Annotated in this window: 3 protein-coding genes; 2 read left to right on the top strand and 1 reads right to left on the bottom strand. The window is 48.2% G+C overall.

Annotation, left to right across the window (positions count from 1 at the left end; genetic code table 11):
- Positions 1 to 151 precede the first annotated feature (151 nt).
- Positions 152 to 1,210 carry a phage integrase SAM-like domain-containing protein gene (locus tag HX884_RS26035; RefSeq protein ID WP_256737200.1) on the top strand — a complete coding sequence of 353 codons (1,059 nt, stop codon included), beginning with the start codon at positions 152 to 154 and terminating at the stop codon, positions 1,208 to 1,210.
- A gap of 272 nt (positions 1,211 to 1,482) precedes the next feature.
- Here HX884_RS26035 and HX884_RS26040 read toward each other — a convergent pair whose 3' ends face one another.
- Positions 1,483 to 1,743, bottom strand: a complete 261-nt coding sequence (locus HX884_RS26040) for a DUF2534 family protein (RefSeq protein ID WP_013097997.1) — start codon at positions 1,741 to 1,743, stop codon at positions 1,483 to 1,485.
- A gap of 202 nt (positions 1,744 to 1,945) precedes the next feature.
- Between HX884_RS26040 and eco the strand changes: the two genes are divergently transcribed.
- A complete protein-coding gene (gene eco / locus HX884_RS26045; protein ID WP_029883097.1) occupies positions 1,946 to 2,455 on the top strand; it encodes a serine protease inhibitor ecotin in 510 nt (169 codons plus the stop codon).
- Positions 2,456 to 2,588: the final 133 nt, after the last annotated feature.

Raw genomic sequence — 2,588 nt, forward strand, 5'->3', positions numbered from 1 at the left:
AACACCGAAAGAGATAATTGAAAAGGGTGTTGCGTTGACAGGTTGAATCTACAGCCACCTTCCTGATTATCTTTTTTTTGATAAAGATCGTGGCGTGTATAAGTTCACGCTTATAACTGGGAAAAAGAAAACTCTCGGTTCGGATCGAGTAATGGCTATCGCCATCGCCCGAGAATATAACCTGAGGATGCGCCCTGAAAATACACCATCGATAGATTCATTAATTCGGGAATCGGGAGGGCTGAATGGTGAAGCCCACCCGTTTTCTGAACATGTTGATCGCATTATGGAGAGAGCGATCAAAGATGAGCAGCCGTCTAAAAGCACACTTGACGATTGGAATAATGATGCCATCAGGGTTAAAGAATTTTTTAATAACATACCCGCATGCGATATTGAGCTTGAGCACGTAAATGCCTACATACGAAATTACCATTCTGAATCGTCGGCCAATGTTCAGAACCGAAAAGTTAGCTTCCTGAAAAAGCTATTCTCTTATGCTGTTGATGAATCGCTAATGATGGATAACCCTGCAACACGGAAAAAAATGCGGCGTGTCGATAAAAAGGTCCGCCGGCGACTCACTTTGGAACAGTTCTTGGCCATACATGCAGCTGCTGAACCTTGGCTGAAGACTGCAATGGACCTTGCCATACAAACTACGCAAGCGCGCCTGGAAGTTTCCCGGATCCGGTACTCGATCAAGGAACCTCAAGAAGGGGTTTGCGGCTGTGTATGGTTCGATCAGGAGGAGGCTGGCATATTCGGAACGCTTTACATTCATCGGCAAAAAGTGCAGCACAAAGAGGCTTCACACGTCGCTATTCCGATCGGCAGGGCCCTGAAAGAGATCATCGACAACAGCAGAGACAATGTGGCCAGTCCTTATGTTGTTCACCGGCTTCTGGAAAAGAGAAGCAATCCGATAAGCAAGGAAGTTAACCACCCAACACAGGTGGCCCCTGATTATTTGAGCAGGGCATTTTCAGAGCTGCGGGACCGGATAGGTGTAGCGGCAGAATTACCTATCAAAGAAAGGCCAACTTTCCACGAGATTAGAGCGCTGGCGGCTCATATTTTCGAAAGACAAGGTATCGATCCGCAGGCAAGGATGGCCCATAGTGATGCAAAATCGACAAAAATTTATACCCAGAACCATGTGGAATGGGTAGAAGTTCCTCATGCTGAAATTGTCTTTAAAGCCGGGTGATGTATGGGGAAAAACCTACCCGTAACTCATTGATGTATATAGTGCGGATTTTGCAAAAAATGCACTGTTTGCATATACAGTCAAACATGCCGTAGCACCAGTATTTACAATGGTTGCAGCGGCTTTAACGCAGTGACATGGGGTGTCGGGGGTCGGAGGTTCAAATCCTCTCGTGCCGACCAAAACTATTTAAAAACCAGCCATATGGCTGGTTTTTTTATGCACAAAAAAAGCCACCCCGCAGGCTGGCTTTTGAGATCGCAAGTGAACGCTTAGTGCTTGTCGCGCCCGCCAAGGAAGAAAATACCCAGCGGAATGGCAAGCAGGACGGTGAACACCAGGCTGTAAACGAAGATCATCGCCGACTGCAGGACATACATGCTGGTCGTCCACGCAGAGAGTGGAATGTTGTACTGTTCGATGACGCCGACAATGGTTGCCCGGCCCACGCACGCGGCCGCAATCATAAACACAACCAGCAGCGCCAGGAGGAACTTACGGCCTTCAGGTGTTTTCAGTTTTGCACGAATCATCTCTCTTCCCTTTACAGATGAATAACATTATGTATGCCTTAAAATAACACGATCTGCCGCCAGACTCCACCGAAGTACAAACCACCACAAAAATGGCACTGCATTAGCTCATTACTCTGCTTTTATTGAAAATGTAAGTAAATCACGCTAATCATTCATGGGCGTTATGCTAATCTCATCAGGATGGTTTTGACATAAAGGAATGACTGTGAAAAACGCACCTAAATTTGCCCTTGCCCTGATCGCCGCCGCGTGCGTCAGCACCAGCGCCTTCGCAACTGAAAGCCAGAAGGTACAACCTCTGGAAAAAATCGCGCCTTATCCGCAAGCGGAAAAAGGCATGAAGCGTCAGGTGATCCAGTTACCGGCTCAGCAAAATGAAGCGAATTTCAAAGTGGAACTGTTGATCGGCCAGACGCTGGAAGTGGATTGCAACCAGCATCGTCTCGGCGGACAGCTGGAAAGCAAAACGCTGGAAGGCTGGGGCTACGACTACTTTATCTTTGATAAAGTGACGTCACCGGTTTCCACCATGATGGCCTGCCCGGATGGCAAGAAAGAGAAGAAATTCGTGACCGCGTATCTGGGTGATAACAGCCTGTTACGCTACAACAGCAAGCTGCCAATCGTGGTGTATACGCCGGAAAACGTGGAAGTGAAATATCGCGTGTGGAAGGCGGATGAAAATATCGGACAAGCGGTAGTACGTTAAGAATAAGTCGGGTAGCGGCTTCGCCTTACCCGACCCGGAATGGGTGTGCTCTGGTGCCCTCACCCCAACCCTCTCCCACCGGGCTGAGGGATCCCCAGTAATATGGTCATGCCGCCATGACCATATTACTGTA

Source organism: Enterobacter sp. SECR19-1250, assembly GCF_013391025.1.
Lineage (GTDB): Bacteria > Pseudomonadota > Gammaproteobacteria > Enterobacterales > Enterobacteriaceae > Enterobacter > Enterobacter cloacae.

Coding starts and splice junctions, on each gene's coding strand:
- HX884_RS26035 (WP_256737200.1), top strand. CDS start 152: ATGGCTATCGCCATCGCCCGAGAATATAACCTGAGGATGCGCCCTGAA.
- HX884_RS26040 (WP_013097997.1), bottom strand. CDS start 1,743: ATGATTCGTGCAAAACTGAAAACACCTGAAGGCCGTAAGTTCCTCCTG.
- eco (WP_029883097.1), top strand. CDS start 1,946: ATGACTGTGAAAAACGCACCTAAATTTGCCCTTGCCCTGATCGCCGCC.